Below are 22,627 nucleotides of genomic sequence, written 5' to 3' on the forward strand. Positions count from 1 at the left end.
CTCATATCAAATATCGCAAGGCAGCTTGCAAGGAAACCGCCTCAGGCGAAGAACTGCGCGAACCTCTCAGGTGGCTTCCGGCCGAGCACGGCATCGGCGACGAGGCGGGCCGAGGCGGGGCCGGCCGTCAGGCCCATCCAGGGAAATACGCACATGAAGAAGCCCGGCATTTTCGGCATCGGACCGAGGACCGGGCGCCAGTCCGCCGTGCCATTGACCATGGCGGGCCAGGTGCGCAGCACCTGCACTTGGGTGAGGGCCGGCACCACGGTGACGGCGGTCTTGAGATTGGCGAAGAGGGAAGAGGGGTTTACCGCCAGGCGCTGATGGCGCACGTCCCACTGCGCCGGCCAGCCGCCGCCGATGAGGAAGCTGCCATGCCGCGTCTGCTTGAGCGTCAGCTTCTCGCCGGCGAAATAGACCAGATGCCTGACGAGCGGCGCCACCGGCTCGGTGACATTGACCTGGATCGGATAGCCCTGGATGTCGAGATCGAAGCCCAGCATCTGGGCGATCCTTCCGGCATTGGCGCCGGCGCAATTGACGACGCGTTTGGCCTTGATCTCGCCTTTGCTCGTCGCCGCGACGAAATCAGAACCATCCGCCTTGAGCGCCTCGAGCCGGGTGCGCCGCCGGATGGAAACGCCGGCTTCGGCTGCGGCGCGGGCGAGAGCGGGTGCGGCAATGAGCGGATTGATCTTGCCTTCGCTCGGACAGAAGGCGGCACCCGCCATGCGCCGGGAAATATAGGGCGCCATCGCCTTGAGCGCCTCGGGCCCCAGAATCTCGGTCGCGAGCCCATGCCGGATCTCGAGCTCGGCCTTGCGGCGGATATCTCGCAATTGCGCCTCGGTCTCGGCGACCAGCAGCCCGCCCGGAAGGGCGAGCTCGAAATCGCAGGCTAGCTCCTTTTCGAGCGCCTGCCACAGCGCGATCGATTCGAGCATCAGCGGGATGACCGGCGCGAAACCCTTTGCCCAAGCGTCACCTTCGGTCACGAATTCATGATGCGGTATCTGCGCATGGAGGCTTCCGGCATTGGAGCCGGAGGCGAGCGTGCCGAGGTCGTGTTCCTCGATCAGGGTGACGTCGACGCCCTCGCGGGCAAGAAAATAGGCGGTGGCCGTGCCGGCGATGCCGCCGCCGATCACCAGGACGTCCGTTTTGGCCGATCGATTGTGAATTTGCTGCTGCAACGGCTTTGCGATCTTGTATACTTCATGTTAACATCATGTCGACACGCAGGAAACAGAAAATACGCCGGATTTCCGGCCCTTATCCAGCAATCGGAGGCCAAGAATGGCGCAGCATTTTCGCGGAAGCTATGGGGTGACGATCACGCCGTTCACAGAGGGCGGCAAGGCGATCGATATCCCCGCCTGGAAGCGGTTCATCGACTGGCAGCTCAAGGAACGCGTTCCCGGCATCATCATCTTGGGCACCACCGGCGAGTTCCTGACGCTGACCGACGATGAGCGCACCATGTTCGTCGAGGAGACGGTCAAATATGTCGACAAGCGCATGCATGTGCTGGTCGGCTCGATGAACGCCTATACGCCCAATGCCGTGCGCTACAGTGTCGAGGCCGAGAAGCTCGGCGCCGACGGGCTGATGATCATCCCGCCTTATTATTACACCCCGACCGAGGATGAGATCTTCGCCTATTACCAGGCGATCTGCGAGAAGGTCTCGATCCCGATCATGCTCTACAACAACCCCTATACGTCCAATGTCGACATGCCGGCCAAGCTCGTCGGCCGCCTGACGCGGAGTTTTGAGCAGATCCGCTACATCAAGGAAGCGAGCCAGGACATGGCGCGCGTCTATGACATCGTCGAAGAGACGCAAGGTGTCATGAATGTCTTCGCCGGGCAGCGCATCGTCGAATCCTATCTCTATGGCGCCGTCGGCTATGTGAACCCCTATGGCAATTACATCCCGCGCGCCTCGACCGTCATTTGCGACTGGTGCGCCGAGAAGCGCTGGGAGGACGCCAAGAAGATCGAGCGGCTGATCAACCGCATCTATGCGATCATCCAGGAGGGCCACCCGACCTATGGCCATCAGTGCTATTCCAAGGCGCTGGCGGCGGCCCAGGGCTATCCGGTCGGCGACGTGCGCGCACCGCTGACGACCTTCGCCGAACTGGGCTCGGAAGGCGAGGCGCGGGTGGCGAAGGTCATGGCCGTCATTCGCGAGATGGACGCCTTGGTCGACAAGATCGAAAGCGGATCGAGGCCGGCCGGCATCGCCGCCGAATGACAGACAGGTAAGATCGCAATTGACCGCCCCTCTGCTGTTCACCCCGTTTCGCATCCGGGAAACGGTGCTCAGGAACCGTGCCGTGGTGTCGCCCATGTGCCAATACATGGCGATCGACGGCTATATGCAGGACTGGCATCTCGCCCATCACAGCCGTTTCGCGCTCGGCGGATTTGCGTGCGTCTTTGTCGAGGCGACGGCGGTCGCGCGCGACGGCCGCATCACGCCGGGCTGCACAGGCATCTGGGAGGATGGGCAGATTGAAGGCCTGAAACGCGTCGTCGACCTCCATCGCGCCCATGGCGTGATGCCCGGAATCCAGATCGGCCATGCCGGCCGCCGCGCCAGCATGGCGAGGCCCTGGGACGGGGCGCAGCCCCTGCCGGTCGACGGTGACGAGAAGCCCTGGCCGACGATCGGACCGAGTGCAATCGCCGAGAAGGACGGCTATCCCGTTCCGCGCGAGCTGAAGCCCGACGAGATCGAAGACATCATCGCACTGTTCGCCGCCGCCGCCCGACGGGCTCTCGCGGCGGGCTTCGAGATTCTCGAGCTGCATGGCGCCCACGGCTATCTGCTTCACTCCTTCTTCTCACCCATCTCCAACCGCCGCAGCGATGCCTATGGCGGCAGCCTCGAGAAGCGCATGCGCCTGCCGCTCAGGGTGACGGAAGCGGTGCGTCGCGTGTGGCCCGGGGATAAGCCGCTGTTTTATCGCTTGTCCGCCATTGACGGTGTCGATGGCGGCTTGACCATCGAAGACAGCATCGCTCTTGCGCGCGCGCTCAAGGAGCGCGGCGTCGATGTCGTCGATTGCTCATCGGGCGGCATTTCGGGCTCGGTCACTCTGTCGGGGCGCAAGCTGAAGCGCGGCTTCCAGGTTCCGTTGGCCGAGGTGATCCGCCGCGAAACCCGGCTGCCGACCATGGCGGTGGGCGCCATTATCGACGGGCCCCAGGCCGAAGCCATACTCAAAGCGGAGCAGGCCGATCTGATCGCGGTGGCGCGCGAGACGCTTGCCGATCCGAACTGGGTCTATCACGCGGCGCGCGCCCTCGGCCTCGCCAATCCCTATGGCGTGCTGCCGAAGCAATATGCCTTCTATCTCGAGCGCCGCGCTTTAGTGCTGGAGGACTGAGAGCGCTTCTTCGCTTTTGCCGGGGTCCGGCGGGTGCGGATCTGTTTCCGGCTGGCCTTGGCTTTGCGGATACGGCGACTGCTTGCAGGCCGGCTGCTGCGGATTATGGGCTTTGGTCGGAATTCGACGCCAACGGCATTCATGACCTTGAGCACAGTGTCAAAGCTCGGATTGCCTTTGCCGGACAGAGCCTGATAGAGTCCTTCGCGATTGAGGCCAGTTTCCTTGGCGATCTTTTGCATGCCCAGTGCCCTGGCAGCGACACCCAGCGCCTTCACGATGACCCGAGAATCGCCGTCATAGTCCTCAAGCACGGCTTCGAGGAATGCGGTGACGTCCTCGGGAGAGTGGAGATAGTCTGCGGCGTCAAAGGGAGAGAGTGCCGCGCCGGCGGGCATTTCCTTCTTTGCGTTGCTCATAGCTTTTGACCTTTCCAGTAGCTGGCAAACTGCTTCGCAGTCTCGATATCGGTAACTTGCGTGGACTTGCTGCCGCCCAGCAGAATGACGGTGCGCTTCAGCACGATGTAATACACCCGATAACCGGGGCTGAAATCGAAGCGCATTTCGCGAACAGCTTCACCTACCGGCTTGGTATCGCCGGGATGTCCGGTTTCCTCAAACCGAAAGATGCGGGCGGCGATGCGTGTCCGGGCCTGCTGGTCCTTCAGGCTTTCCAGCCAGTCGTCGAAAGCCTGGGTTCTGATGAAAGTGGCCACGAAGCCGTGTAGGTTAAACCTGACAAATTGTCAAGTCTAACCGACAACCCCCTACCGGATATAGCTCGCGCCGTTGACGTCGAGCGTAGCGCCGCTCAGATGCTTGCAGGAACCGCTGGCGAGGAAGGTGACCAGGCTTGCGATGTCGTCGGGCGGCACCCATTCACCCATGGTGAGCGCGGCGGTGAAGGCGGCTTCGCCACCGGCCGCTGCGGCGGCTTGCTCCGAAAGCCGCGTGCGCACCACGCCGGGCGCCACGACATAAGCGAGGACATTGTTCTTGGCATAGTTGCGCGCGATCGCCTTGGTGGCGGCGAGCACGGCGCCCTTGGAGGCGGCATAAGCGAGGAGTGCCGGATTGCCGGGACCGCGCTGCGCCGCCCAGCTCGAGATCGTCACCAATATGCCGCCGCCCGAAGAGAGATAGTGCCTGACCGCATGGCGCATCAGCCGGGCAGGGGCCAGCACATTGACCTTGAGCGCCTCGTCCCAGACCTCGTCCCACACCGCTTCCTCATCCTCGATGCCGCCCTTGAGCCGCATGACGGCGGCATTGTTGACGAGGACGTCGATGCGCCCTTTCCAGCCCGAGGCTTCCGTCCACAGCCGATCGACATCAGCCTTCTGGGCGAGATCGGCGCCAATGAGCTTCACCCGGGCAGACGGGATGGCCGATGTCGCTTCACGGGCGCCGTGGGCGTCGCTGCCATAGTGGGCGATGACATTGGCACCGGCCTGGCCCAGGCCGGCGACGATCGCCGCCCCGATGCCCTTCGAGGCGCCGGTGACGAGCACGGTCTTGTCGGTGAGTTCGAACATCTAAGGCTCCTTGTCAGCGATCGAATTGAGTATACACTGTGTATACTTCAAACCGGAAGCCTATGGGAGGCCCGCATCGACCGGAAGCAATTCGCCGCTGATGCCGCTGGCGAGATCGCTGGCGAGGAAGAGCGTGGCCTTGGCCACCTCATCGGCGGTGGCGAGGCGGCCGAGCGCCGTCTCCTGGGCGAGTGCCGCGAAGGCGTCTTCCTCCGACGGGCCGCCGAGTGCGCGATTGCGGATACGCTCGATCAGCGCATTCGTCGCGATCGGGCCGGGCGCCACGGCATTGACGCGGATGCCATAGCGGCCGAGGTCGCGGGCCGCCGCCCTGACGATGCCGAGGACCGCATGCTTGCTCGCCGTATAGAGCATCTGGCGCGGATGGGCGGCGAAGGCATTGATCGAAGCCATGGCGACGATGGCGCCGCCATTCTGCTTCAACGCCGGCACCGTGTGCTTGAGGGTGAGCGCGATGCCACGCACATTGACGGCCATGACGCGATCCCATTCGGCCATGTCGAGCGACTCGGTCTCGCGCCAGGGCGGAACGAGGCCGGCATTGGCGATGACGATGTCGAGCCTGCCGAAGGCGGCAAGCGTGTCTTTCACCGCTGCCGCGAGCGAGGCTTCATCGCCGACATCGCCCGCGATCGCGGTGAAGCCCGAAGGCGGATCGCCTTCCGTCTTGGCATCGGAAAGATCGACCAGCGCGCCGCGGCAGCCTTCCTCGGCGAAACGCTGGGCGATGGCGCGTCCGAGACCGCGCGTCCCGCCCGTGATCAATGCAACCCGGCCGTCGAGAAGCCCCGTCATTGCCATTTCCCATCATGAATCGAAATTGCCGCTGTTGAGTGTACACAAGTTCGTGCTACGAACGCAAAAAATCATTTCCGGGGCGCGATGAGCCAGACCATCCATATCGATTTCGAGGGTGAACGCATTGCCGCGCAGGCTGGCGAAAGCCTGGCCGCGGCGCTCATCGCCCATGGCATCACGACGTTGCGCACGACCCGGCAAGGTGCCGAGCGCTCGGTCTTCTGCGGCATGGGCATATGCCAGGACTGTCTCGTCGAAGTCGACGGCAAGCCCAATCAGCGCGCCTGCATGACGGTCATCGACCGTCCGCTCGAGGTGCGGCGCGAGGCGCATGCACGCCCGCTGGCCGCGGCAGCGCCCGAGGGCAAGCCGCCCGTCACCGTCGATGACATCGCGGTGGAGCGGCCGGAGCTTCTGATCATCGGTGCGGGACCCGGCGGCCTCGCGGCGGCGATCGCGGCGCGCCGCGCCGGCGCCGAGGTCACGGTCGTCGACGAGCGGGCGCATGCCGGCGGACAATTTTTCAAGCAACTGGCGGTCGAAGGCGGCGAGGTTGCCGAGCCTGACGCGCAGCATCGCGAAGGGGCAGAACTCATCGCTGCGGCGCGCTCGCTGGGTGTCGAGCTGCGCTCGGGCGTCACCGTCTGGGGCGCCTTTGCCCCCAATGACTACGCCGCGAGCGTCGCCGGCCGCACGGTACGCTTCGAGCCCAAAGCGACGATCATCGCCACCGGCGCCTATGAGCGCGGCTGGCCGGTGCCCGGCTGGACGCTGCCCGGTGTGATGACGACGGGAGCGGCGCAGACCTTGTGGCGCATGGCGCGCCGCCTGCCGGGCAAACGCGTGCTCATCGCCGGCAACGGACCGCTCAATCTGCAATTGGCGGCGGAGCTCATTGCCGGCGGCGCCGAGGTCGCGGCCGTGGTCGAGGCCGCACCGCGTCCGGGCCTGAGCGCGCTCGGCGCTCTCCTCACCATGCTTCTCGATGCACCCGGCCTGGTGCGGGACGGCTTGCGCTATGATTGGGCGCGCCGCGCCGGGAAGGCCCGCATGGTGCATGGCACGGTCGTCGCCGGCGTCGAGAAGATCGAGGCCGGCCTCAGGGTCCGGCTCGATTCCGATGAGGTGTTCGATGTCGATGTCCTGTGCCTCGGCTATGGCTTCGAGCCGTCGAATGAATTGCTGCGGATGCTGGGCGCCGGTCACGACTACGATCCCGAGCGCCGGCAGCTGGTGACGCGCTGCGACGCCAATGGACTTACCGACATCGCCCATGTCTATGCGCTCGGCGACTGCACCGGCCTCGGCGGGGTGCGCATCGCTTTGGCGCAAGGCACGCTTTCGGGGCTCGCCGCCGCTGCCGCTTTGGGACATGCGCTCACCACGCAAGCGGCCGATCTGCGCGCCAAGGCGGCTTCCAATCTCGCGCGCCATCGCCGCTTCCAGCGCGCTTTGTGGCACATCTATCGTGCCTCGCCATGGACGGCGAAGCTCGCCCGGTCCGACACGCTCATTTGCCGCTGCGAAGAAGTGAGCTTGGCTGAGATCGAGACGGCGCTCGCCGAGGATCTGCAAGCGATCGGCGCCGTCAAGCGGCGCACCCGCCTCGGCATGGGACGCTGCCAGGGCCGCTATTGCGCGCCGATTCTCGATGCCATGCTGGCCGAGCGCTGCGGCCGCGCGCGCGCTGAATTTTCAGGGTTTGCGCCACGGCCGCCAGCGCGCCCGGTCAGCATCGCCGATCTCGTCGGCTGAGCATGCGTCATTCTCCGCCCGAAGAGATCGATGTCGCCGTCATTGGCGGCGGCATTGTCGGGTCATGCCTTGCGGGCTTCCTGGCCGAGGAAGGCTTGGGCGTCGCCCTCATCGACGATGGCCGCATCGGCGGCACGAACGCCAATGCCGGCAGCCTCCATGTCCAGTTGCAGAGCCGTTTCATGCGGCTCTATCCGCAGAACGTGCCGGGCATGGAACGGCAATTGCCGCTCTATCCCAAGGCCGTCGCCTTCTGGCAGGCTTTCGAGCGTAAGCTCGGCGCCGATTTCGATCTGAAGCTCACCGGCGGTCTCATGGTGGCGGAAAGCCGGGACCAGCTCGACTTCCTCGAGTTGAAGGCGAGGCGCGAGCGCGCATTAGGGCTCGATGTCGATATTCTCGACCGCACCGCGCTCGACCGCATCGCGCCCTATTTCGGGCCGGCGGTGGTGGGCGCCGAGCTCTGCTTCAATGAAGGCAAGCTCAATCCGCTTTTGTGCAACGCCGCCATTCATCGCTGGCTTCTGGCTTCGGGCGTCAAGGTGATCGCCGGCGCGACGGTCGACAGGATCGCGCGCGCCGGTCCGGCGTTTGCGGTCTCCACGGTGAGGGGCTCGATCAAGGCGGGGCGAGTCGTGCTTGCCGCCGCATCGGGCAGCAAGCCCTTGGCGGCGATGCTGGGGATCAACGTTCCGGCAGAAGCCGAGCCGCTGCATATGAACATTACCGAAGCGACGGCGCCGTTGATCGGCCATCTGGTGCAGCATGCCGACCGCATGATCACGTTGAAACAGTTCGGCACTGGGCAGATCGTCATTGGCGGCGGGTGGCCCGCGCATCTTGTGGGGGAGAGGCGCCATCCGACGGTCGAGCTCGAAAGCATCATCGGCAATCTGGCGCTCGCCCGCCATATCGTGCCGCGCTTGGCACCTCTGCATGTCATCCGCAACTGGGCCGGCATCAACACCGCCGTCGACGGCAAGGGCGTGCTCGGCGCGGTCGAGGCAATTCCTGGCCTCTTCGCCGCCATTCCGGGCGATGCCGGCTACACGCTCGGGCCTTACTCGGCTCATCTCGTGGCGCAGGCGATGACCGGAAAGCAGCCGGACGAGGATCTGAAGCCCTATTCGCCCGACCGTTTCGCCAGCCCTTCGTGAGTTGGCGCAGGTTTCGCTTGCAATGTCGGGGAGTGGGTGCCAGATTGCGAACATTAGTGCGAAATACGAATAATTGCTCCAGACAGGTGAGGAACAGCCCATGACTCAGACACATCCGGCCGGCCGAGCCCTTTCGCGCCGCGGCCTCTTGAAAACTGTTGGTGGCGCCGCTCTGGCGGCAGGTGCGGCATCCTTCGCAAGCGGCGCGCGTGCCGGCGATCCCATCACCTTGCGCTGGTGGTCGCCGCAGGCCTCGCCCGATCAGCTCAAGATGTATCAGGCGCAGATCGCGACCTTCGAGGCGGCTCATCCCGATGTGAAAGTGCTGTTCGAGGCGACATCCGATGAAGGCTATCCGGCGCAGTTCGCTGCCGCCTTCTCATCGAAGCAATTGCCCAATATCGTCACCCATCTGCCGTCCTTCGCCGCGCAGAATTATTATGGGCAAGGATTGCTCGAGCCGATGGACGACGTCATCAACGCCATTGGCCCGGCCAATTATTTCCCCGGCGCCAATGACGTCTACAAGACCGCCGACGGTCATTATTGCGGCACGCCGATCGGCAATACCGCGGCCGACATGCTGTGGCTGCGCCGCGATCTCCTGCAGAAGGCCGGCATCGACAAGGCGCCGGAAACCTGGGACGAGCTCAGGACAGCCTGCCAGAAGATGCAGGGCGGCGGCATCTATGGCGCGCCCTTGCCCTATGGCCTCAACAGCATGACCTCGCTGATCTTCATCGGCTTCATCCATCGCGCCGGCGGCGATGTCTTCTCGCCCGATCTTGCTGTCGCGATCGATGGCAAGCCGACCTATGACGCGATCGAATTCTACAAGTCGATGCGCGAATTCTGCCCGCCCGGCGCCACCGGCTATAGCTGGGGCGAGAGCCTCACCGCTTTCGTGTCGGGCGCCACGGCGACCGGCATCTATGCCGGGCGCGTGCTCGCCAATGTCACCAAGCAGAATCCCGAGATCGCCGACCAGGTCACCTGCGTCACCTATCCGACCATATCCAAGGACGTGGCGAGCTGGACCTTCAACGACTTCCCCTCGGTCTTCATTCCGAAGGGCGTCGCCAATCTGCCGGAGAGCAAGGCTTTCGCCGCCTTCCTGTTCGAGCCCAAGGGCTATATCCCGCAGCTCCATGCGGCACCGGGCCACGTCCTGCCGGTGCTCAAGACCATTGCCGAGGATCCGGCCTATCTCGCCGATCCCATCATCCAGAAGCACAAGGCCGATGTCGAACTGATGGCCAAGGCGGCGGCCGGCGGCAAGAATCTCGGCTACGAGACCGAGAAGCACAAGCCCAATCTCAAGGCCAATGAGATCATCGCCAGCAATGTCATAGCCGAGCTGGTGCAGCGCGCGGTGCTCAATGGCGAGGATCCAAAGCAGGTGGTCGGCGACACCGCCAAGAAGCTCGAAGGCCTGATGAAGGGCTGATCAACAACTTCCCCTTCTCCCGTTGCGAAGCAATGGGAGAAGGTGCGCGAAGCGCGGATGAGGGCTCTTTCGCGCAGTGTGCTCTGATCTCAACGAGCCTTCCTTGCTGAGACAAAGAGCCCTCACCCGGCCTTCGGCCACCCTCTCCCATGCTAGCGCACGGGCGAGGGGGAAACCTGGATAACGTGCTATCGTTTTGATGCAATGACTGACAGCCAGACTAGCCTTCGGGGGGACGGCCTCCCGAAGGCCTCTCTCTCGCTCGAGAGACGCTACAGCCTATTGGGTCTCCTGCTGATCGCGCCGACCGTGCTGGTCCTGAGCGCGGTCATCGTCTATCCGCTATTCTTTGCCATCTATCTGTCGCTGTTCTCGATCTATACGCCGACCTTGCAAGGCAACTGGGTCGGCCTCGACAATTATGCCCAGGTCTTCGGCTCCGGCACCTTCTGGTTCTCGCTCTTCGTCACGCTGATCTGGACGGCGGGCACGCTCTTCCTGCAGATCGTCTTCGGCGTGGCGATGGCGGTCATCCTCAACCAGAACATCTTCCTGCGCTCGCTCGCCAGGAGCCTGGTGCTGTTTCCCTATTTCATCTCGACCGTGGTGGCGGTGCTGGCCTGGCGCTGGATCTTCAACGACCTCTACGGCATACTGAGCTTCATTCTCATCAAGATCGGCATCATCGACATGCCGCTCGACTTTCTGGGCAGCATGCCCAATGCCATGGTGAGCGTCATCGCCGTCGGCGCCTGGAAATTCTTCCCCTTCGTGGTCATCGCCGTGCTGGCGCGCCTGCAGACGATCCCCGAGCAGCTCTATGAGGCGGCGACCATGGACGGGGCAGGGCCGATCGGTCGCTTCTTCGACATCACTCTGCCGCAGCTCAGGGACGTGCTGACGATCGTCATCCTGCTGCGCACCATTTGGGACTTCAAGGAATTCGACCTCATCTTCCTCCTGACCGGCGGCGGGCCCTTGAACAACACCCGCACTTTGCCGCTCATCGTCTATCAGGAGGCCTTCGGCCTCAACCGGATGGGCATGGCGGCCGCCTATGCGGTGGCCATGATGCTGATCATGCTGGCTTTCATGCTGATCTATCTGCATCGCGCGCGGGAGCGGCCGGCATGACCGCGCGCCAGTCCATCAGGACCATTGCCGTCAATCTCCTGGCCTGGGCGCTGGTCCTCGTCATCTCCTTCCCGCTCATCTGGATGGTGGTGACGTCGCTGCGCCCGCAAAGCGAGCTCATCCGCATACCGCCGTCGCTCATCCCCAAGGGCATCACCTTCGAGCATTATGCGCGCATGCTGTGGGAGACGCCGTTCCTGCGCTATTTCGGCAACTCCATGATCCTCGCCGTCTCGACCACCACACTCGTGGTGCTGATCGGGACGCTCGGCGCCTACAGCCTGGTGCGCTTCACCTATAGGGGGCGCGAGACGCTGGCGACGCTGGTGCTCTTCACCTATCTCCTGCCGTCGGTGGTGCTGATCCTGCCGCTCTATCTGCTGATGGTGAAGATCGGCCTCGCCAATACGCTGCCGAGCCTCGTCATCGCCTATACGACCTTCGCGCTGCCTTATGCGCTCTGGCTGTTGCGCTCCTTCATGGCGGGAATCCCGGAAGACCTCGAATCGGCGGCGCTCGTCGACGGCGCGAGCCGCATCGGTGCCTTCATGGATGTCGTCCTGCCGCAGGCGCTGCCCGGCATCATCTCGACGGCACTCTTCACCTTCATCCTCGCCTGGAACGAATATCTCTATGCCCTGGTGCTGGTGAATTCCGACCAGGCGCGCCCGCTCACCACGGGCGTCATGAACATGCTCATCACCTCCTTCAACATCGAATGGTCGCTCTTGATGGCGGCCTCCGTGATGATGAGCATCCCGCTCATCATCATCTTCACCTTCCTGCAGAGCCATCTCACCCGCGGCTTCGGCGCCGGCGGGGTCAAGGGCTGAACAACGAAAGGATCGTTCTTGGTCGCCGTAACCTTCGACAAAGTCCGTAAAGCTTTCGGATCCGTGGTGGCGATCCCGGCGCTCGATCTCGCCATCGGCTCCGGCGAGTTCGTCTCGCTTCTCGGTCCCTCGGGCTGCGGCAAGACGACGACCTTGCGCATGCTGGCGGGCCTCGAGCAGCCGTCGGGCGGGCGCATCCTCATTGGCGATCGGGTGGTCAACGACCAGCCGCCGGCGGCGCGCGATATCGCCATGGTGTTCCAGTCCTATGCGCTCTATCCGCATATGACGGTGGCCGAGAACATCGCTTACCCTTTGCTCAAGCGCGGTGTGCCCAAGGCCGAACGCCCGGCCAAGGTGAAAGCGGTGGCAGACCTGCTGCAGCTGGGACCGCTCCTCGACCGTAAGCCCCGGCAGCTCTCGGGCGGCCAGCAGCAGCGCGTGGCGCTGGGGCGCGCTCTGGTGCGCGAGCCCAAGGTCTTCCTGCTCGATGAGCCCCTGTCCAATCTCGACGCCAAGCTCAGGGCCCATATGCGGGCCGAATTGATCGAGTTGCATCGCCGCCTCGGCAAGACGATGGTCTATGTCACCCATGACCAGCTCGAGGCGATGACCATGTCGACGCGCATCGCGGTGATGCAGGGCGGCGAATTGCAGCAATTCGACACGCCGGCCGAGATCTATCACCGGCCGGCCAACCGCTTCGTGGCGAGCTTCATCGGAACACCCGCCATGACGCTGGTCGAGGGCGCCGTCGCAATGGACAATCAGCGGCACGTACTGCATGTGGGTGAGCTCGCGATCGCATTGCCGTTGCGGGCGCTCGATCTCAAACAGGCTTCGGAGAAGGTTACCGTGGGTGTGCGGCCGGAGGATGTCCTGATCGGGACGGGCGACGACAAAGCGCTGATCCGCATCGTCGAGCCGACCGGTCATGAATCGATCGTCACGCTGAATGCGGGCGGCGTCACTTTCACCGCCCGCGTGCCGGGCGACAGGCGGCTCAAAGCGGGCGAGACCGTGCCTTTCGAATTGCGCCGCGACAATATTCACGTGTTTGATCAAGTCAGCGGCCGGAGACTCAACAGTCATGGATAGAACGAGCGTCAATTGGTCAGGGCCGATGCCCGCCATCACCACACCCTTTCACGATGACGGGCGCATCGACGAAGCGGAATTCGCCGAGAATGTCGAGCGGCTGATGAAAGCGGGCTCGACCGGTGTCGTTGTCGGCGGCTGCACCGGCGAGTTTTGGGCCCTGAACCATGACGAGCGCAAGCGGCTGTTCGTGGTCGCCAAGGAGGCAATGGCGGGACAGGGCACCCTCATCGTCGGCACGGGTGCTGTCACGGTGGCGGAGACAGTGGCGCTGACCCTTGCCGCCGAGAAGGCGGGCTCAGACGGGGCGCTAATCCTGCCGCCTTACTTCGTCAAGCTGACGGATGATGAGATCCACGCGCATTATGCCGATGTGAGCAAGGCCGTCGGCCTGCCGATCATCCTCTACAATATCCCGGGCAATGCGGTGAACGCCTTGAGCCCGGCACTGGTCGCGCGCCTTGCCGGGCTCGACAAGGTGGTGGCGGTGAAGGAAAGCTCCGGCGACTGGAACAATTATTATGCGACCTATCTCGCGGCGCACCAGAAGCTCAGGGTCTTTTGCGGCCCATCCTCGGTCTTCGGCGTGCCGGCGGTCGAGCTCGGCGCCGACGGTACGATCGACTGCTTTCCCAATATGTGGTCGCCGGGCGGGCTCGATCTCTACAACGCTCCGAAGCGCGGCGACAAAGCCGAAGCCAGGCGCCTGCAGGCGCTGGGTCGCAAGCTCACCGATCTCTGCACCTCGGGTGGCCGCACGCTCTACCCGGCGACCAAGGCGGCGATGGACATGCAGGGCCTGCCGGGCGGCGGCCGACCGCGCGCGCCGCTGCGGGCCCTCGAAGGTGAGCCGCTTCATGGGTTAAAGAAGGGCTTGGTCGAGCTCGGCCTGCTTTAAGGAAGGCGATCATGGATCTCGGTATCAAAGGGCGACATGCCCTGGTCTCGGGCGGCAGCAAGGGGCTCGGCCGCGCGGCGGCGCGCGCGCTGGCGGGCGAGGGTGTCGATGTGACACTCATCGCGCGCCATCTCGAAACGCTGGAAAAGACTGCCGCCGAAATCCGCGGTGAGACCGGCGTCAAGGTCGATGTCATCGCCGCCGACGTCACGACGCCCGAAGGCCGCGCGGCCGTGCTCAAGGCCTGTCCCGATCCCGACATACTCATCACCAATCCGGGCAAGCGGCAGACGCCAGACAATTTTCGTGACCTGAGCCGCGCCGACTGGGACGAATGGATGGAAGCGCATTTCTATGCGGCACTCGAACTCATCCGCGCCATCGTGCCCGGCATGTGCGAGCGCAAATTCGGCCGGATTGTGAATATCTCGGTGAGCTTCATCAAGTTTCCGCAAGTGAATTTCGGCCATAGCCACGCTGCCCGGCTGGCGCTGGCGGGCGCCATCGCGTCGATGGTGCGGGAGCTGGTCGCACATAATGTCGTAATCAACAGCGTGCTGCCGGGCTTCTTCGACACCGATGCGCTGCAGACCAATCTTCATGCCCATGCGGCGCGCGGCAACACGACCTATGAGGCGATCGTCGCCGACCGTCTCAAGAGCACGCCAGCCGGCCGTTTCGCGAGCCCAAAGGAATGCGGCGATCTCATCGCCTTCCTGTGCAGCGCCCAGAACGGCTATATGACGGGGCAGAACATCGTCAATGACGGCGGCGTCTATCAGGGGCTGTTCTGAGACCATGGTCGAGCAACCGCCCAGAGACGAGATGCTGAGACCCGAGGGCAGGGTGGTCATGATCTCGGGCGCCTCGCGCGGCATCGGGCGCGCCATTGCGCAGCGCCTGCTCCGAGAGGGTTATTTCCTGTCGCTAGGTGTGCGGCGGCCCCAAGATCTGGCGGAATTGGATTCCGCCCAGACGCTCATTCATCATTTCGACGCGGCGCAGCCGGAAACGGCGGCCTTATGGATCGAGGCGACCTTGGCCCATTTCGGCCGGATCGATGCCTTGATCAACAATGCCGGCATCTTGCGGCCTTTGGATTTGCGCAGCGGCGATGAGAGCGTGCTCGACGAGATGTGGGCGGTGAATGTCAAGGCGCCGTACCGTCTGATCCGCATGGCGCTGCCTCATCTCGAGAAATCGGGCAATGGCCGCATCATCAATATCGCCTCGACCGACGGCAAGCGCTATCGCGACACCGTATCGGTCGCCTATGCGATGACCAAGCATGCCGTGCTGGCTCTAACCCATGCCGCGAAATTCGCCGGCTGGGAAAAGGGCGTGCGCGTCACCGCTCTGTGTCCGGGCGCCGTCGACACCGATTTCGTCGCCGCGGTTCCGGGCGTCACGCCCTCGGCCAACCGGATATCGCCCGCGACCATTGGCGAGACGGTCTCTTTCCTGCTCCGGCTCCCCAACACCGCCTCGGTGGCCGAGCTTGTGATGAACACCAGGCTCGAAAGCTGGATCTGAGCCTCCCCCGGGATCTCACATAATAATAAGAGTGGTCCGCCATGCGTCGGCCGCCAGCCACCCTTGTGACGACAGGGTAGTGACAGATGCCTGTTCTATCTGATATGATGTTTGGAACATTATATCAGATGTCTCAGGCATGATGACTGCGGGACAACTCAGGGCTGCGCGCGCGATGTTGGGGATCGACCAGCGCAAGCTCGCCGAAATGGCCGATCTCTCGCTTCCGACCATCCAGCGCATGGAGGCGAGCGAAGGCGTCGTCCGCGGCAATGTCGAATCTCTCACCAAACTCATCGCGGCCCTGAACGAGGCCGGCATCGAACTGATCGGCGACGGCGCCGTGAGTCAGACCGGCGGCCGCGGGGTTCGCTTGAGGACGTAGGGCATGGGCAACACATGAACAATGTGTCGGTCGTGTTGGCCTGTGTGGCGGCTCTGCTCGTCATCGCCTTGCTGGCTGTCCTGACCCGCAGCCGGCCGTCATGGGCGAGCGGCCTGGTCTATGGCGGATGCTTCGTCATATGCGCGATCATTCTGGTGATGGCGGGCGGCCAGCTGCTCGACAGTGCGGCCCCGCCAGCTGAGATGCATTTGCCTGTCGGCCTCCCGTGGATCGGCGCGCATTTCCGCATCGACTTCCTTTCGGCCTTCTTCCTGGTCGTCATCAATCTCGGCGCGGCGCTCACGAGCCTCTATGCCTTGGGCTATGGCCGCCATGAGCAAGCGCCGCAGCGCGTCCTGCCGTTCTATGCGGCCTTCCTTGCCGGCATGAATCTCGTCCTTCTCTCGGCTGATGCCTTCAGCTTCCTCTTTGCCTGGGAGTTCATGTCGCTCACTTCCTGGGCGCTGGTGATGGCGCATCATCGCGACAGCGAGAACCGGCACGCCGGCTATGTCTATCTGGTGATGGCGAGCTTCGGCACCTTGGCGCTGCTCCTCGCCTTCGGCCTGCTGGCGGGACCGGCGGGCGGCTATGCCTTTGCCGACATGCGGATCGCGGTTCATGCCTCCTGGCTTCCGGGTCTCGTCCTCATCCTGGTTCTGTTGGGGGCAGGGTCCAAGTCGGGCCTGGTGCCGCTTCATGTCTGGCTCCCGCTCGCCCATCCCGCGGCACCGAGCCATGTCTCCGCTCTGATGAGCGGTGTCATGACCAAGGTCGCGATCTATGGCTTCGTCAGAATCGTCTTCGATCTTCTAGGGACTCCCGCCTGGTGGTGGGCCATCGTGGTGCTCATTCCCGCAGCCTTGAGCGCCGTGCTCGGTGTCCTCAATGCCATCGTCCAGCGCGATCTCAAGCGTCTCCTGGCCTACAGCACGGTCGAGAATATCGGCATCATCTTCATCGGCCTAGGCCTTGCTCTCGCCTTCGAGGCGAACGGCATGGCCGGGCTCGCCGCTCTGTCATTCACGGCCGCCTTGTTCCATGCTCTCAATCATTCGCTGTTCAAATCCTTGCTCTTTTTCGGGGCCGGCGCCGTCTTGAACGCAACCGGCGAGCGCAGCATCGAGAAGCTCGGCGGCCTCATCCGGCGCATGCCGCAGACGGCATTCCTGTTCCTGGGAGGCTGTCTCGCCATTTCGGCCTTGCCGCCGCTCAACGGTTTCGCCTCGGAATGGCTCATCCTGCAGGCGATCCTCGGCAGTCCGAACCTGCCGCAATGGGGGCTCAAGCTCACCATTCCAGCTGTCGGCGCGATGCTGGCGCTCGCCGCAGCGCTGTCGGCTGCCTGCTATGTCCGCGCCTTCGGCATCAGCTTCCTCGGCCGGCCGCGATCGGACGCTGCCGCCCAAGCCCATGAGACCGATCGCCTATCCTTGACGGCGATGTTCGTGGCTCTCGGCCTCTGCCTCCTGGCGGGTGTGCTGCCGGGCTATGTCATCGATTGGCTGGCGCCCGTGGCGCGGCAAATCGTCGGCCAGTCCATGCCCGTGCAAGCCGCCATACCGTGGCTCTCGATCGTGCCGGTCGAGCAGAGCCGCAGCTCCTACAACGGTCTCCTGATCTTCGCTTTCATCACGTTCGCAACGCTCTTCACCGTGCAGGCCATCCATCGCCTGGCCTCGCGCGCCACGCGCCGCGGCCCTGCCTGGGACTGCGGCTTTCCGCTGGCGAGCCCCTTCACGCAATATAGCGGCGACAGCTTTGCCCAGCCCTTGCGTCGGGTTTTCGGCGACGTCGCTTTCCGGGCACGCGAGAAGGTGACGATGCCGCGGCCCGGCGATCCAAGACCGGCCCGGCTCGAGGTGAGCTTGCGCGACATCCTATGGGAGACGATCTATGCGCCCATCGCGCAGGGCATCGGCTATGCCGGCGAAAAGTTCAACGCTCTGCAGTTCCTCACCATCCGCCGTTATCTGAGCCTGGTCTTCGGTGCGCTGGTCAGCCTGCTCCTGGTGGTCGCGATATGGTCATGATGCGCGATCTCCTCCTGCAAGGGCTGCAGATGCTACTGGTGCTCGGCCTGGCACCGCTGCTCCTCGGCTTCACCCGCTGGGTCAAGGCCGATCTCTTGCGCCGCAAGGGTCCGCCCGTCATCCAGCCCTATCGCGATCTCCTGCGCCTTTTGCGCAAGGAGGTAGTGCTGGCCGACAACGCCTCATGGCTCTTCCGCTCGGCACCCTACATGATCTTCGCCGCGACCTGGGTGGCGGCGTCGCTCGTGCCGACTTTCGCGATCGGGCTCGAATTCAGCTGGACCGGCGACCTCATCGTCATCACCGCACTTCTGGGATCGGTGCGCTTCTTCCTGGCGCTTGCCGGCATGGATGTCGGCACCAGCTTCGGCGGCATCGGCTCGAGCCGCGAAATGCTGTTCGCCTCTCTCGCCGAGCCGGCAATGATCATGATCGTCTTCACCCTGGCGCTCGTCGCCGGAACGACGCAGCTTTCGGACGTAGCGAATTTCGTCTTCTCCCATGCCAGCCTGCGCGTGTCGCTTGCGCTTGCTCTGGTGGCGCTGATCATCGTGGCCCTTGCCGAGAATACCCGCATCCCGGTCGACAATCCCGCCACCCATCTCGAGCTCACCATGGTGCATGAGGCGATGCTGCTCGAATATTCCGGCCGCCATCTCGCCGTGATCGAATTCGCCGCCGCCTTGAAGCTCCTGCTGTACATCTCGCTGATCGCCGCGATCTTCTTTCCCTGGGGCATGGCGCAGGCAGGCGGCGGGCCTGTCGATTATGCCCTGGGCGTTGCCGCCTATGTCATCAAGCTCGCCATCGGCGGCTTCCTCCTGGTGCTCTTCGAGACCTCGATCGCCAAGATGCGGGTCTTCCGCGTGCCGGAGTTCCTGGGCGCCGCCTTGATGCTGGGTCTCCTCGGCACCTTGCTCCTTTTCGTGTCACGGACCTTCTGATGGACAGGTTTGTTCTCGATTTCGCTCATATGCTCGCCGGCTTCATGGTGCTGGTCAGCTTCATGCTGCTCTATCAGGACCGGATGTTCAGCCTGCTCAATGTCTTCGCGCTGCAGGCTTTGGTGCTCGCCGCCTCCGTCGCCTGGCAGGCGCATGTCCAGGCGGCGCCGCATCTTTATGTGACCGCGGCGATCGCCCTCGTGCTCAAGGCCATCATCATCCCCCTGGTGCTGCGCCGCGTCGTCGTCCGGCTCGGCATCCATCGCAATATCGAGACGGTGGGCGGCATCGGCCTCACCATGCTGTTCGGGATGGGCCTCGTCGCCCTGGCGATGGTGGTGATGCTGCGGGCTACCGCCGCCGCCGATCCCTTGGCGCGCGAGGACCTGGCCTTCGCCCTGTCGGTCGTCCTCCTCGGCCTCCTGATGATGGTCACGCGGCGCAATGCGGTGAGTCAGATCGTCGGCTTCATGTCGCTCGAGAATGGGTTGATCCTGGCAGCCACGGGCGCCAAGGGCATGCCGCTCGTCGTCGAGATCAGCGTCGCCTTCTCGGTGCTCGTCGCCCTCATCGTGATCGGCGTCTTCCTGTTCCGCATCCGCGAGCGCTTCGATTCCGTCGATGTCCACGCGCTCGATGAATCACGCGGAGAACGGCCATGACGGCGGTGGAGTTCACGCCGATGACGGCCTTGCTCGCCATCCCGGCACTGTCGGCGGCGATATTGGCGCTCTTGCCCGGCTACCGCCTGACGTCGCGCCTCAATGTCCTGGCGGCGCTCCTCACCTTTCTCGCTTCGCTGTCATTGTTCGTCGTACGGCCGGCCCCCGGTGACTATCTCTTTGTCGACGACCTCAATGTCGTCTTCGTGGTGCTCGGGACCTTCGTCGGCTTCACCACCAGCGCCTTCAGCGCCAGCTATATCGAGCACGAGATCGAGACGGGCAAGCTCACGCCCACTTATCTGCGCTTCTATCACGCGATGTATCAGTCGCTGATGTTCGCGATGAATCTGGGCCTTCTCGCCAACAATATCGGGCTGATGTGGGTGGCGGTCGAACTGGCGACGCTGACCACCGTGCTGATGGTCGGCATCTACCGCACGCCGGCGGCGCTCGAGGCGGCGTGGAAATATTTCATTCTCGGCAGCGTCGGCATCGCGCTGGCGCTGTTCGGCACCATTCTGGTCTATATGGCGGCGCGGCCGGTGATCGGCGAAGGCCAGGACGCCATGGTGTGGACGGCGCTCATCGTGCGGGCCAAGGAATTCAGCCCGGAACTGCTCAATGTCGCTTTCATCTTCCTCATGCTGGGCTATGGCACCAAGGTGGGGTTGGCGCCATTGCATGCCTGGCTGCCCGACGCCCATGCCGAAGGTCCGACGCCGATCTCGGCGGTGCTGTCCGGATTGCTGCTCAATGTCGCGCTTTATGCCGTGCTGCGCTTCAAGATGCTGCTCGCGGCCAATCCGGGCGCCATTGCCCCGGGGCCGCTGATGGTGACGCTCGGCCTCATCTCGCTGATTTTCGCAGGCCTCATGCTCTATCGCCGCCGCGACATCAAGCGGCTCTTCGCCTATTCGTCGATCGAGCATATGGGCCTCATCACTTTCGCTTTCGGCATGGGCGGGCCACTCGCCAATTTCGCCGGCCTCTTGCATATGACACTGCACAGCCTGACCAAGTCGGCGATCTTCTTCACCGTTGGCCATATCGCCCAGGCCAAAGGCACGCAGGATCTGACCAAGATTCGCGGCCTGACTGAAAGCCATCCCGTCCTCGGCTGGGGGCTCGTGCTCGGTGTCGTGGCGATTGCCGGACTGCCGCCGCTCGGCCTGTTCATGACCGAATTCCTCATCGTGAGCTCGACCTTCGCGCGCGAGCCTATCCTCGCCGTCCTGGTGGTGATCGGCCTTCTCATCGCCTTTGGCGCGTTGCTCTTGAGGATGAGCGAAGCGGCTTTCGGTGAGGCCTCGGGCGATGTCACGCGGGTGAAGGCGTCCTATGTGCCGCTCTTCGCGCATCTCGCACTGGTGCTCGTTGCCGGCATCTATTTGCCGGGACCGCTTGTCGCCTGGTTCCAGAATGTCGCGCGGCTCTTGGGCTAGAGGAGACGGGTCATGAGCTTCATTGCAGCGCTGGCGCAGAGGGGGAAGGCGATCAAGCTCCACCGGCCCTGGCCGCGCGTCGTGGTCGACAGCGATGTCTGGCGCGATGCCATTGCCGGGCTCGCTTCCGGCGAGGCGACGCTGTTGGGGCTGTGGAGCGACGGCGAAGCGGTTCATATGGGGCTCGCCGATGTGGCAGCGAACGCGCTTCTCGTCGTGAGCCTCGCCTGTCCCGACCGGCGCTTCCCCTCGGTCGGCGCGACGCATCCGCCCGCTTTGCGGCTCGAGCGTGCCTTACGCGACCTCCATGGCCTCGAGCCCGAGGATTGTCCCGATCCGCGGCCCTGGCTCGATCATGGACGCTGGGGTGTCCGGCATCCTCTGGCGCCGGCGATCAAGGTGCCGGCAGACGGTGTCGATTATGTCTTCCATCCGGCCGAGGGACGGCCGTTGCATCAGATTCCGGTCGGGCCGGTCCATGCCGGCATCATCGAGCCGGGACATTTCCGCTTCCATGCCAATGGCGAAACGGTCGTCCGTCTCGAAGAGCGCCTGGGCTATGTGCATAAGGGCGTCGATGCGCTGCTGCGGGGTGCCACGCTCGATCAGGCGGCCCGTCTCGCGGGACGCCTCTCCGGCGACAGCACGGTGGCCTATGCGCTCGCCTTCGCGCAAGCGGTGGAGCAGGCTTTCGGCATCGACGTGCCGCAGCGCGCCGTATATCTGCGTGCCGTGATGGCCGAGCTCGAGCGCCTCGCCAATCATTTCGGCGATATCGGCGCCATCGCCAATGATGCCTCCTTCTCGCTGCTGCATGCGCATTTCGGCGCCTTGCGCGAGCATGTCCTGCGCGTCGCCAATGCCTGTTTCGGCCATCGCCTGATGATGGATTGCGTGGTGCCGGGTGGGATCGCCAGCGACATCACCGACGGCGGTGGGGACCGGATCCGCTCTCTGATCGCCACCGTCAAGGGCACTTTCCCCGAGCTCGTGGAACTCTATGACGAAACCACTTCGCTCCAGGACCGCACCGTGAGCACGGGTATTCTGTCACCCGAGCTTGCGCGCCAATATGGCGCCGGCGGTTTTGTCGGCCGCGCTTCCGGCCGCGAGTTCGACGCGCGGCGCTGGCCGGGTTACGCGCCCTATGGGCAGGTCAAATTCGACATTTCGCTGCGCGAAGACGGTGATGTGGATGCGCGCGTATGGATCCGCATCGAGGAGGTCGGGCAGAGCCTCGCGATCATCGGCCAGATCCTGGACCATCTCAGCGATGGCGCGATCCGGTTCGACATGAGGGGCGTGAAGCGGGCGCGAGGGGCTCGTGAAGGCGTATCGCTGACGGAAGGATTCCGCGGCGATGTCCTGGCCTGGGTCAGGCTCAATCCCGACGCCACGGTCGCTGCGGCGCATTTGCGCGATCCGTCCTGGTTCCAGTGGCCGCTGCTCGAGGCCGCGATCGAGGGCAACATCGTCGCCGACTTCCCGCTATGCAACAAATCCTTCAACTGCTCCTATTCGGGCGTCGACATGTGAGGCCCTGACGA

22 protein-coding genes are annotated in these 22,627 nt (G+C 64.0%); 17 read left to right on the forward strand and 5 right to left on the reverse strand.

Features of this window, described 5'->3' with window-relative positions:
• Nucleotides 1-41 precede the first annotated feature (41 nt).
• Nucleotides 42-1,196 carry an NAD(P)/FAD-dependent oxidoreductase gene (locus DS839_RS30755; protein WP_162918914.1) on the reverse strand — a complete coding sequence of 385 codons (1,155 nt, stop codon included), beginning with the start codon at nucleotides 1,194-1,196 and terminating at the stop codon, nucleotides 42-44.
• Nucleotides 1,197-1,299: 103 nt separating this feature from the next.
• Here DS839_RS30755 and DS839_RS30760 point away from each other — a divergent pair, with 103 nt between their 5' ends.
• Both DS839_RS30760 and DS839_RS30765 read left to right on the forward strand, forming a co-directional pair.
• Nucleotides 1,300-2,262, forward strand: a complete 963-nt coding sequence (locus DS839_RS30760) for a dihydrodipicolinate synthase family protein (RefSeq protein WP_119274367.1) — start codon at nucleotides 1,300-1,302, stop codon at nucleotides 2,260-2,262.
• A gap of 19 nt (nucleotides 2,263-2,281) precedes the next feature.
• Nucleotides 2,282-3,400 carry an NADH:flavin oxidoreductase/NADH oxidase gene (locus DS839_RS30765; protein WP_119274368.1) on the forward strand — a complete coding sequence of 373 codons (1,119 nt, stop codon included), beginning with the start codon at nucleotides 2,282-2,284 and terminating at the stop codon, nucleotides 3,398-3,400.
• On the opposite strand, the gene DS839_RS30770 is transcribed toward DS839_RS30765, so the two are convergent.
• The 4 genes from DS839_RS30770 to DS839_RS30785 are packed head-to-tail and all read right to left on the reverse strand — an operon-like array spanning nucleotide 3,364 to nucleotide 5,753.
• Nucleotides 3,364-3,819, reverse strand: a complete 456-nt coding sequence (locus DS839_RS30770) for an addiction module antidote protein (RefSeq protein ID WP_368912019.1) — start codon at nucleotides 3,817-3,819, stop codon at nucleotides 3,364-3,366. The genes DS839_RS30765 and DS839_RS30770 overlap by 37 nt on opposite strands.
• Nucleotides 3,816-4,118 (reverse strand): type II toxin-antitoxin system RelE/ParE family toxin, encoded by a 303-nt coding sequence (locus DS839_RS30775; protein ID WP_119274369.1) that lies wholly within the window; start codon nucleotides 4,116-4,118, stop codon nucleotides 3,816-3,818. The genes DS839_RS30770 and DS839_RS30775 overlap by 4 nt, the downstream gene beginning before the upstream one ends.
• Before the next feature lie 51 nt (nucleotides 4,119-4,169).
• On the reverse strand, nucleotides 4,170-4,937 hold the full coding sequence (locus DS839_RS30780) for an SDR family NAD(P)-dependent oxidoreductase (RefSeq protein ID WP_119274370.1): 768 nt from the start codon (nucleotides 4,935-4,937) through the stop codon (nucleotides 4,170-4,172).
• A gap of 60 nt (nucleotides 4,938-4,997) precedes the next feature.
• Entirely contained in the window at nucleotides 4,998-5,753 is a 756-nt protein-coding gene (locus tag DS839_RS30785; protein WP_162918915.1) for an SDR family NAD(P)-dependent oxidoreductase, read from the reverse strand.
• Nucleotides 5,754-5,840: 87 nt separating this feature from the next.
• Between DS839_RS30785 and DS839_RS30790 the strand changes: the two genes are divergently transcribed.
• The 15 genes from DS839_RS30790 to DS839_RS30860 all read left to right on the forward strand — a co-directional run bounded on the left by DS839_RS30790 (nucleotide 5,841) and on the right by DS839_RS30860 (nucleotide 22,616).
• Nucleotides 5,841-7,511, forward strand: a complete 1,671-nt coding sequence (locus tag DS839_RS30790; RefSeq protein WP_119274372.1) for an FAD-dependent oxidoreductase — start codon at nucleotides 5,841-5,843, stop codon at nucleotides 7,509-7,511.
• Between the two features lie 2 nt (nucleotides 7,512-7,513).
• On the forward strand, nucleotides 7,514-8,668 hold the full coding sequence (locus tag DS839_RS30795; protein WP_119274373.1) for an NAD(P)/FAD-dependent oxidoreductase: 1,155 nt from the start codon (nucleotides 7,514-7,516) through the stop codon (nucleotides 8,666-8,668).
• A gap of 100 nt (nucleotides 8,669-8,768) precedes the next feature.
• Complete coding sequence (locus tag DS839_RS30800; RefSeq protein WP_119274374.1) at nucleotides 8,769-10,115, forward strand: ABC transporter substrate-binding protein; 1,347 nt, start codon at nucleotides 8,769-8,771, stop codon at nucleotides 10,113-10,115.
• Between the two features lie 204 nt (nucleotides 10,116-10,319).
• Nucleotides 10,320-11,249 carry a carbohydrate ABC transporter permease gene (locus tag DS839_RS30805; RefSeq protein ID WP_119274375.1) on the forward strand — a complete coding sequence of 310 codons (930 nt, stop codon included), beginning with the start codon at nucleotides 10,320-10,322 and terminating at the stop codon, nucleotides 11,247-11,249.
• On the forward strand, nucleotides 11,246-12,082 hold the full coding sequence (locus DS839_RS30810; RefSeq protein WP_119274376.1) for a carbohydrate ABC transporter permease: 837 nt from the start codon (nucleotides 11,246-11,248) through the stop codon (nucleotides 12,080-12,082). Before DS839_RS30805 ends, DS839_RS30810 begins: the two co-directional genes overlap by 4 nt.
• Nucleotides 12,083-12,100: 18 nt before the next feature.
• Nucleotides 12,101-13,180, forward strand: coding sequence for an ABC transporter ATP-binding protein (locus tag DS839_RS30815; protein WP_119274377.1), 1,080 nt, complete (start codon nucleotides 12,101-12,103; stop codon nucleotides 13,178-13,180).
• Nucleotides 13,173-14,078 (forward strand): dihydrodipicolinate synthase family protein, encoded by a 906-nt coding sequence (locus DS839_RS30820; protein WP_119274378.1) that lies wholly within the window; start codon nucleotides 13,173-13,175, stop codon nucleotides 14,076-14,078. Before DS839_RS30815 ends, DS839_RS30820 begins: the two co-directional genes overlap by 8 nt.
• An 11-nt stretch (nucleotides 14,079-14,089) precedes the next feature.
• Nucleotides 14,090-14,872: an SDR family oxidoreductase gene (locus DS839_RS30825; protein WP_119274379.1), complete on the forward strand. Its 783-nt coding sequence runs from the start codon at nucleotides 14,090-14,092 to the stop codon at nucleotides 14,870-14,872.
• Nucleotides 14,873-14,903: 31 nt separating this feature from the next.
• A complete protein-coding gene (locus DS839_RS30830; RefSeq protein WP_119274471.1) occupies nucleotides 14,904-15,611 on the forward strand; it encodes an SDR family NAD(P)-dependent oxidoreductase in 708 nt (235 codons plus the stop codon).
• Nucleotides 15,612-15,750: 139 nt separating this feature from the next.
• A complete protein-coding gene (locus DS839_RS30835) occupies nucleotides 15,751-15,996 on the forward strand; it encodes a helix-turn-helix domain-containing protein (protein WP_119274380.1) in 246 nt (81 codons plus the stop codon).
• 14 nt (nucleotides 15,997-16,010) lie between these two features.
• A complete protein-coding gene (gene hyfB, locus DS839_RS30840; protein WP_119274381.1) occupies nucleotides 16,011-18,029 on the forward strand; it encodes a hydrogenase 4 subunit B in 2,019 nt (672 codons plus the stop codon).
• A complete protein-coding gene (locus DS839_RS30845; protein WP_119274382.1) occupies nucleotides 18,020-18,973 on the forward strand; it encodes a respiratory chain complex I subunit 1 family protein in 954 nt (317 codons plus the stop codon). Before hyfB ends, DS839_RS30845 begins: the two co-directional genes overlap by 10 nt.
• Nucleotides 18,973-19,635 carry a hydrogenase-4 component E gene (locus tag DS839_RS30850; RefSeq protein WP_119274383.1) on the forward strand — a complete coding sequence of 221 codons (663 nt, stop codon included), beginning with the start codon at nucleotides 18,973-18,975 and terminating at the stop codon, nucleotides 19,633-19,635. Before DS839_RS30845 ends, DS839_RS30850 begins: the two co-directional genes overlap by 1 nt.
• On the forward strand, nucleotides 19,632-21,080 hold the full coding sequence (locus DS839_RS30855; protein WP_119274384.1) for a hydrogenase 4 subunit F: 1,449 nt from the start codon (nucleotides 19,632-19,634) through the stop codon (nucleotides 21,078-21,080). The genes DS839_RS30850 and DS839_RS30855 overlap by 4 nt, the downstream gene beginning before the upstream one ends.
• Nucleotides 21,081-21,092: 12 nt before the next feature.
• Nucleotides 21,093-22,616 (forward strand): hydrogenase large subunit, encoded by a 1,524-nt coding sequence (locus DS839_RS30860; RefSeq protein WP_119274385.1) that lies wholly within the window; start codon nucleotides 21,093-21,095, stop codon nucleotides 22,614-22,616.
• The last annotated feature ends 11 nt before the right edge of the window (nucleotides 22,617-22,627 follow it).

The organism is Taklimakanibacter deserti, from assembly GCA_003574785.1.

Excerpts from the sequence above, each read along its gene's own strand:
- DS839_RS30760 (WP_119274367.1), top strand. The coding sequence starts at position 1,300 with ATGGCGCAGCATTTTCGCGGAAGCTATGGGGTGACGATCACGCCGTTC.
- DS839_RS30770 (WP_368912019.1), bottom strand. The coding sequence starts at position 3,819 with ATGAGCAACGCAAAGAAGGAAATGCCCGCCGGCGCGGCACTCTCTCCC.
- DS839_RS30780 (WP_119274370.1), bottom strand. The coding sequence starts at position 4,937 with ATGTTCGAACTCACCGACAAGACCGTGCTCGTCACCGGCGCCTCGAAG.
- DS839_RS30785 (WP_162918915.1), bottom strand. The coding sequence starts at position 5,753 with ATGACGGGGCTTCTCGACGGCCGGGTTGCATTGATCACGGGCGGGACG.
- DS839_RS30790 (WP_119274372.1), top strand. The coding sequence starts at position 5,841 with ATGAGCCAGACCATCCATATCGATTTCGAGGGTGAACGCATTGCCGCG.
- DS839_RS30795 (WP_119274373.1), top strand. The coding sequence starts at position 7,514 with ATGCGTCATTCTCCGCCCGAAGAGATCGATGTCGCCGTCATTGGCGGC.
- DS839_RS30800 (WP_119274374.1), top strand. The coding sequence starts at position 8,769 with ATGACTCAGACACATCCGGCCGGCCGAGCCCTTTCGCGCCGCGGCCTC.
- DS839_RS30805 (WP_119274375.1), top strand. The coding sequence starts at position 10,320 with ATGACTGACAGCCAGACTAGCCTTCGGGGGGACGGCCTCCCGAAGGCC.
- DS839_RS30810 (WP_119274376.1), top strand. The coding sequence starts at position 11,246 with ATGACCGCGCGCCAGTCCATCAGGACCATTGCCGTCAATCTCCTGGCC.
- DS839_RS30820 (WP_119274378.1), top strand. The coding sequence starts at position 13,173 with ATGGATAGAACGAGCGTCAATTGGTCAGGGCCGATGCCCGCCATCACC.
- DS839_RS30825 (WP_119274379.1), top strand. The coding sequence starts at position 14,090 with ATGGATCTCGGTATCAAAGGGCGACATGCCCTGGTCTCGGGCGGCAGC.
- DS839_RS30830 (WP_119274471.1), top strand. The coding sequence starts at position 14,904 with ATGCTGAGACCCGAGGGCAGGGTGGTCATGATCTCGGGCGCCTCGCGC.
- DS839_RS30835 (WP_119274380.1), top strand. The coding sequence starts at position 15,751 with ATGATGACTGCGGGACAACTCAGGGCTGCGCGCGCGATGTTGGGGATC.
- hyfB (WP_119274381.1), top strand. The coding sequence starts at position 16,011 with ATGAACAATGTGTCGGTCGTGTTGGCCTGTGTGGCGGCTCTGCTCGTC.
- DS839_RS30845 (WP_119274382.1), top strand. The coding sequence starts at position 18,020 with ATGGTCATGATGCGCGATCTCCTCCTGCAAGGGCTGCAGATGCTACTG.
- DS839_RS30850 (WP_119274383.1), top strand. The coding sequence starts at position 18,973 with ATGGACAGGTTTGTTCTCGATTTCGCTCATATGCTCGCCGGCTTCATG.
- DS839_RS30855 (WP_119274384.1), top strand. The coding sequence starts at position 19,632 with ATGACGGCGGTGGAGTTCACGCCGATGACGGCCTTGCTCGCCATCCCG.
- DS839_RS30860 (WP_119274385.1), top strand. The coding sequence starts at position 21,093 with ATGAGCTTCATTGCAGCGCTGGCGCAGAGGGGGAAGGCGATCAAGCTC.